Below are 6,322 nucleotides of genomic sequence, written 5' to 3' on the forward strand. Positions count from 1 at the left end.
AATTTTTTGTGATTTTCAATTTTTCATAGAAGTTTTGACACTACCCTTTTTCAATTACGCAAAGTTTTAATTATTCACTAATCTAATGGAAATAGTTACAACAGTAATTATATAAGATTTTCAAGCCCATATACTAAATCTTCTATTGTCATGACAGCTTCAACACAATAAAGAACCCCACCCATAAAGGATTCACGATTATATGAATCATGACGAATTGTTAGCATTTGTCCATCGCCACCAAATATAACTTCTTGGTGTGCAACAAGCCCTGGTAAACGTACAGAATGGATTCTCATTCCTTCAAAGTCTGCTCCACGGGCTCCAGCAATAGTTTCTTTTTCATTTGGGTGACCTTGTTTCTGTTCATTACGTACTTCTGCAATTAATTGAGCAGTTTTTAACCCAGTTCCAGAAGGTGCATCTAATTTTCGGTCGTGATGTAATTCAATGATTTCAACATTTGGTAAATATTTCGCAGCTTCTTTTGCAAATTTCATCATGAGTATTGCACCAATAGCAAAATTAGGCGCTATAATACAGCCAACTTTATTATTTTCTGAAAGGTTTTTAAGTTCTTCTAGTTGGCTATCTGTAAATCCTGTAGTGCCTACTACAGGTCTTACGTTATGTAGGAGTGCTTCTTTTGTATGCTCATATACTGACTCTGGATTTGTTAAGTCAATTAATACGTCAGGTTTCTCATCTTCAATGAGCTGCGTAAGGTTTGTATAAATCGGAACATTTAATTGAGGTGGGAACATGGCAAGTTCGCCTAAACTATCACCAACATGCTTATAATCTAACGCTGCTACTAATTCCATACCTTCTTTATTACTTACAGCTTTAACAGCCTCTGACCCCATTCTCCCTCTTGCTCCCGCGATTGCTACTCGGATTGTCATTTCATTTCGTCCTTTCTAGTCCAACGATCTTTGTCTCGTGTTTCAAATTTGTCTATTACTTTTAATAATGCTTGATCTAATTGAATGCCTTCAGCATTAGCAAAACATACTAACATGAAGAAAAAATCACCCAATTCTTCTTCAATGCTATATTTAGCTTCAGTAGTTTTTTTCTTTTTATGTCCATATGCGTGCTGAACTTCACGTGATAATTCTCCTAGCTCTTCTGTGAGTCTAGCTAACAACTCAAATGGTGGAAAGTATCCTTCTTCAAATTTTCCTATGTAATCGTCTACTCTTTTTTGTAATTGTTCCATAGTTATCCCACTAGACATTATATCACTCCTAATAACATCCTATATAATTTGACATACTGTTGTCAAAAGATGAAAAATGAAACATAATAAGTTAGGTTATTAGAGTATTTTTCATGTATTTCCACAATTTAGGGAGGTAAGGAAGTGAAGGTTTTTAAAATTAGAGAAATTATAGGTATCATACTTGGATCAGCTATCTTTAGCTTTGGATTCGTACACTTTAATATGCAAAATGGACTTGGAGAAGGCGGATTTAGTGGAATTACATTAATTTTATATTTTACACTAAATTGGGACCCATCACTATGGAATTTGATTTTAAATATTCCAATGTTCATTTTAGGTTGGAAGCTACTTGGCTACAAACAATTGATTTACACCTTAATAGGCACAATTTCAGTCTCAATATTCCTAAGAGTGTTTCAAGAATATCAGTTTGAAGTTCATTTGCAAAATGATTTACTTCTAGCTTCTCTATTTGCAGGTGTATTTGTCGGAATAGGGTTGGGAATTATATTTCGTTGTGGTGGTACTACTGGTGGGGTTGATATCATCGCACGTCTATCACATAAATATATTGGATGGACTATGGGAAAAACGATGTTTATCTTCGATGCTTTTGTTTTACTTGCATCGTGGGCAACATTCCTTGATGAACGTTCAATGATGTATACACTTGTTGCGGTATTTGTAGGTACGAGGGTAATTGATTTTGTTCAAGAAGGCGCATATTCTGCAAAGGCAGCTTTAATTATTTCGAGTAACCCTGATGAAATTGCAGATGTCATTTCTAACAAAATGGAAAGAGGCATTACGGTGTTCCATGGATACGGTCACTATACAAAGCAGTCTAAGGATGTTTTATATTGTATCGTTGGAAGAAATGAAATTGTCCGTTTAAAATCAATAGTCCGTTCCATCGATCCTAAGGCATTTGTCTCTATTACTGAAGTAAAAGATGTAACTGGCGAAGGCTTCAGAATTGATGATTAAAAATGTGGTTTGGCTTGTCGCCAAACCACATTTTTTCTAACCAGTGGAATCCGTAACTTTTAGTAAAGTATTAGTCATTTAAATTAAACGATTTATGTTCTTCTTCCACCAAATAATCACTTAATATGTCATAGGTTAATATTCCAGAATATATTGAGAGTGCAACAATGACGAGAAATGTAATAAAACCAAAAATAATCATCTTCCCAACATCTAGCTTCATATGTTCCCCCTTAGGTTTTAGTTTTGTAGAACTCCATCCCTAGTTCTACTTACCTCATCATATTAAAATCAAGGGGAAATTATTAAACTCGATTCTTTTAATCTATAGAAAGTAAAAGTTCACTCCAAAAATGAATACAGTCGTTTTGAAAATCCTTCAAGCTACATGAATTGTTCCAATGAATCTTAATTTTGTGATACTCTCGAATTGTTTCTTCCACTTGTGTTATTTGTTGTTATTTAAGCTATTCGCAAGCCTCTTTCAAGAATATTGACCATTTCATTTGGTGAATTTGGCTACACATAAAAAAGAGTATAGACGAAGTCAAAATTGACTCTGCCTACACTCTAGCTTGTTGAAAAATCTGCTTAAATTAAATTCAGTTAGAATTTAGTCATCAGATCTCATATTTGTATAAATTAAAATTAAACGTACTAACTCTAGAACAGCTACTGCCGCTGCTGCAACATATGTCATAGCTGCTGCACTTAAAACTTTCTTCGCGCTACGTTCTTCATTATTACTTATTATCCCTAGTGCTACAACTTCATTCATAGCCCGTTTTGATGCATCAAATTCAACTGGTAGAGTAACGATTTGGAACAAAACACCGACTGCTAATAAAGCAATACCTGCTAAAAGAAAACCAGATTGTGATGCAAAAATACCAATCAACACAAATATCCACGATGCATTAGAAGAAATATTTGCAACAGGTACTAATTTTGAGCGTAGTGTTAAAAATGAATATGCTTCTTTATGCTGAATTGCATGCCCTACTTCGTGAGCTGCAACTGCAGTACCTGCTAGTGAAGTATTGTAATAATTGTCTTCAGATAGCGCTACTGTTTTTGTTGCTGGGTTGTAATGATCAGATAACACACCTTGAGTTGGTACTACACGCACATCATATAATCCGTGGTTATCTAATATCATTCGTGCTACTTGAGCCCCCGTCATTCCTTTTTGGGCTGGAACTTGCGAAAATTTCCGATACGTGCTTTTAACTTTCATCTGAGCATAAATTGGCAATATTAAAATAATTAGAAAGTAAATTATATACATTCCTGCTGACAAATTATTCTCTCCCTTTCTTCTTAATTATTCATATATTTTAATTTTAATAATAGTTTATAGTTTTCGCAAATATTCTTTCCTGTTATAAGCAAAATATGCGATTGCGATACAGCCAATAGATAGCCAAAATGTAAAATAGCCGATATGATTCGCATATTTTGTAATGTTACTATAAATTGGCATTTGTCCATACACATAGTCAATCACATCATTATGTAATGTCCATATTGCGGCAACAATCACATGTACATATGTGTATTTATATTTACCGATATATAAAATTGCTTGAACTGCCATCATAAAATGGGAGAATACTAACATCCATCCTTGTGGCCCGATATATCCTACCTCCACTAATGTCCATAAATTCATTACAACTGCCCATAGACCATACTTTACTAAAGTAATTAACGCTAATGCTTCAATTAATTTAAAGTTTTTCCCAAACAACCAACCGATAATGGCAATCGAGAAAAATAAACTAGCCGTTGGACTGTCTGGTACAAAAATGTAAAATTGAGGTTCAGTAATTGCCAACTGCCATCTATACCAAATATATCCGTAGACTGTCCCTGCAACATTTACAATCAATAATAAGGTTAAAAATGATTTATGAGTTAATAAGTACCAAATTTTTGTTAACAACTGCATATTGTTACCCCTATTTCTATATGGTTTTATAATGAAAAGATTCAATAAATTTTTAAAATTTTTGTCATAATCTGAACAATAGTTTGAATATATGTATATAAAGAAATTATATGTATACTATATTTTACAAAACTGTGAATAGTTCTGTATAGTAAAGCGCTTTTATAAAAATGAAAGAGAGTCAGTTTCCTGACTCTCTTTATAGAAATTAGATTATTCAGCTTCTTTTAAACTTGAGATAAACTCAGCTAACTGTTGAAGCTCTTCTTCAGTACCTTGGAAAGCACCTGCTGGCATTCCACCACGACCGTTTTTAATAACTTCAGCAACTTCATCAGCAGTAAGTTCGTTACCTAATAACATAGGACCACTAACTCCTGCTAAGTCACCACCGTGACAGCCGATACATGAAGCTTGAGATTGATAAATTTCATAACCTGGAGCAGTTTCATCAATTTCAACATCTGGTAATAAACCTAAGTCTTTATCAGAAATTTGACCTTGTTGAGCTGCAGCATCCCAGTCATGGTTTACTACAGATTCCCAAGTTAAGTAGAACATAGCAGCTACCGCTAGTAACATCAAAGCAGTAGGAACTGGTCGTTTTGATGGACGACGTTCTGGTCCTTTATCTAAAAATGGCATTAACATTAATGCGCCAATAGCTAATGCTGGAATAACAATAGCACCAATAATATTATATGGACCTGATGCATATGTGTACTTTAACAATTGATACAAGAATAAGAAGTACCAGTCTGGTAACGGAATATATGCAGCATTTGTTGGATCTGCTGGACCTTCAAGTGGTGATGGGTGTGCAACAGTTAATAATAAATAACCGATTAAAAATACCGCACCAACCATCCATTCTTTTAATAAGAAATCAGGCCAGAATGCTTCCGTTTTACCAGGATACTCGGAATAATCTTTTGGTTGATTCACCATACGGTTATTTGACTTAATACGGGAATCACCAACGAACTTCATTCCTTTTCCGCGATGCATAGAGTCCCCTCCTTTAGTAAATCATTAAGACATTTGCTCGGATTATAGTGGTCCGGAAATACCTTGCTTTCGAATCATAATAAAGTGAGCTGCTAATAATGCAAATAGTGCAGCAGGCAAGAAGAATACATGGATTGCAAAGAAACGTGTTAACGTTTGAGCACCGATAATTTCAGCATCACCTGCTAATAGGATTTTAACTAAATCCCCAATAAACGGCACAGATCCTGCAATTTCAAGACCTACTTTCGTTGCAAACAATGCTTTCATGTCCCAAGGAAGTAAATATCCTGTGAACCCTAAGCCTAACATTACACAGAAAATTAAAACACCTACAATCCAGTTTAACTCACGAGGTTTCTTATACGAACCTGTGAAGAATACTCGAAGCGTATGTAAGAACATCATTACGATAACTAATGAAGCTCCCCAGTGGTGCATACCGCGAACGATTTCACCGAAAGCTACTTCGTTTTGTAAATAATAAACTGATTTCCATGCATTCTCTACGTCTGGTACATAATACATAGTTAAGAACATACCGGATAAAATCTGAATAACTGTAACAAAGAATGTTAATCCACCGAAACAGTAAACGAATGCAGAAAAGTGATGTGCAGGGTTAACGTGCTCTGGCACTTCATGGTCGGCAATATCACGCCAAATTGGAGTAATATCTAATCGTTCATCGACCCAATCATAAATTTTGTTTAGCACAATTGTCTACCCCCTAACTAATTAAACTAAAGTATTTGCTATTTTTTTCCCAAGCATTAAATATCCATCTTTTTCCGCTACTTCATACTCGTCTAACGGACCAGTTGGCGGTGTACCTGGTATGTTTTTACCAGTTTTTTCATAACGACCACCGTGGCAAGCGCAGAAGAATTGATCTGGGTGAGCAGAGTCTCCTGCCCAGTTTACTGTACAACCTAAATGTTTACATACTGGTGAAAGGGCGACGATTGTGTCTCCATTTTTGTACACCCATGCTGCTTCAGTAACATCAGATTTGTACCAAGCGTCAACTTGTTCAAAAGTGAAATCAACTTTAACTGGTTCTTCGGTAATATCAGCAATCTTTGTGCTAGTTTGTACAAAATCACCTTCTGCTTTCACTTGTAGAGCTGGATCTATTGCAAAACGCA

The 6,322-nt window shown here is 35.1% G+C and carries 9 protein-coding genes; 1 reads left to right on the forward strand and 8 read right to left on the reverse strand.

The window, feature by feature from the left end; translation table 11 throughout:
• Window positions 1-107 precede the first annotated feature (107 nt).
• Both dapB and CD30_RS18455 read right to left on the reverse strand, forming a co-directional pair.
• Complete coding sequence (gene dapB, locus CD30_RS18450) at window positions 108-905, reverse strand: 4-hydroxy-tetrahydrodipicolinate reductase (RefSeq protein WP_036180417.1); 798 nt, start codon at window positions 903-905, stop codon at window positions 108-110.
• Entirely contained in the window at window positions 902-1,240 is a 339-nt protein-coding gene (locus tag CD30_RS18455) for a nucleotide pyrophosphohydrolase (protein ID WP_036180420.1), read from the reverse strand. The genes dapB and CD30_RS18455 overlap by 4 nt, the downstream gene beginning before the upstream one ends.
• A gap of 126 nt (window positions 1,241-1,366) precedes the next feature.
• Here CD30_RS18455 and CD30_RS18460 point away from each other — a divergent pair, with 126 nt between their 5' ends.
• Entirely contained in the window at window positions 1,367-2,215 is an 849-nt protein-coding gene (locus tag CD30_RS18460; RefSeq protein WP_036180423.1) for a YitT family protein, read from the forward strand.
• Between the two features lie 70 nt (window positions 2,216-2,285).
• On the opposite strand, the gene CD30_RS20230 is transcribed toward CD30_RS18460, so the two are convergent.
• From CD30_RS20230 to CD30_RS18485, 6 genes are all read right to left on the reverse strand, one after another.
• The gene (locus CD30_RS20230) at window positions 2,286-2,438 is read right to left on the reverse strand and encodes a hypothetical protein (RefSeq protein ID WP_156962319.1); all 153 of its coding nucleotides are present in this window, start codon (window positions 2,436-2,438) and stop codon (window positions 2,286-2,288) included.
• A gap of 390 nt (window positions 2,439-2,828) precedes the next feature.
• Window positions 2,829-3,503, reverse strand: coding sequence for a zinc metallopeptidase (locus CD30_RS18465; protein WP_036180435.1), 675 nt, complete (start codon window positions 3,501-3,503; stop codon window positions 2,829-2,831).
• Between the two features lie 66 nt (window positions 3,504-3,569).
• Window positions 3,570-4,166: a lipoprotein heptaprenylglyceryl N-acetyltransferase LhaT gene (lhaT, locus tag CD30_RS18470; RefSeq protein WP_036180425.1), complete on the reverse strand. Its 597-nt coding sequence runs from the start codon at window positions 4,164-4,166 to the stop codon at window positions 3,570-3,572.
• A 213-nt stretch (window positions 4,167-4,379) separates the two neighbouring features.
• A complete protein-coding gene (locus CD30_RS18475; protein WP_036180428.1) occupies window positions 4,380-5,174 on the reverse strand; it encodes a menaquinol-cytochrome c reductase cytochrome b/c subunit in 795 nt (264 codons plus the stop codon).
• Window positions 5,175-5,216: 42 nt separating this feature from the next.
• Window positions 5,217-5,891 (reverse strand): menaquinol-cytochrome c reductase cytochrome b subunit, encoded by a 675-nt coding sequence (gene qcrB, locus CD30_RS18480; protein ID WP_036180430.1) that lies wholly within the window; start codon window positions 5,889-5,891, stop codon window positions 5,217-5,219.
• A 21-nt stretch (window positions 5,892-5,912) separates the two neighbouring features.
• On the reverse strand, window positions 5,913-6,322 hold a 410-nt coding region (locus CD30_RS18485; RefSeq protein WP_036180432.1), incomplete at its 5' end, for a QcrA and Rieske domain-containing protein.

Origin of the sequence: Ureibacillus massiliensis 4400831 = CIP 108448 = CCUG 49529 (assembly GCF_000772965.1) — a bacterium.
GTDB lineage: Bacteria > Bacillota > Bacilli > Bacillales_A > Planococcaceae > Ureibacillus > Ureibacillus massiliensis.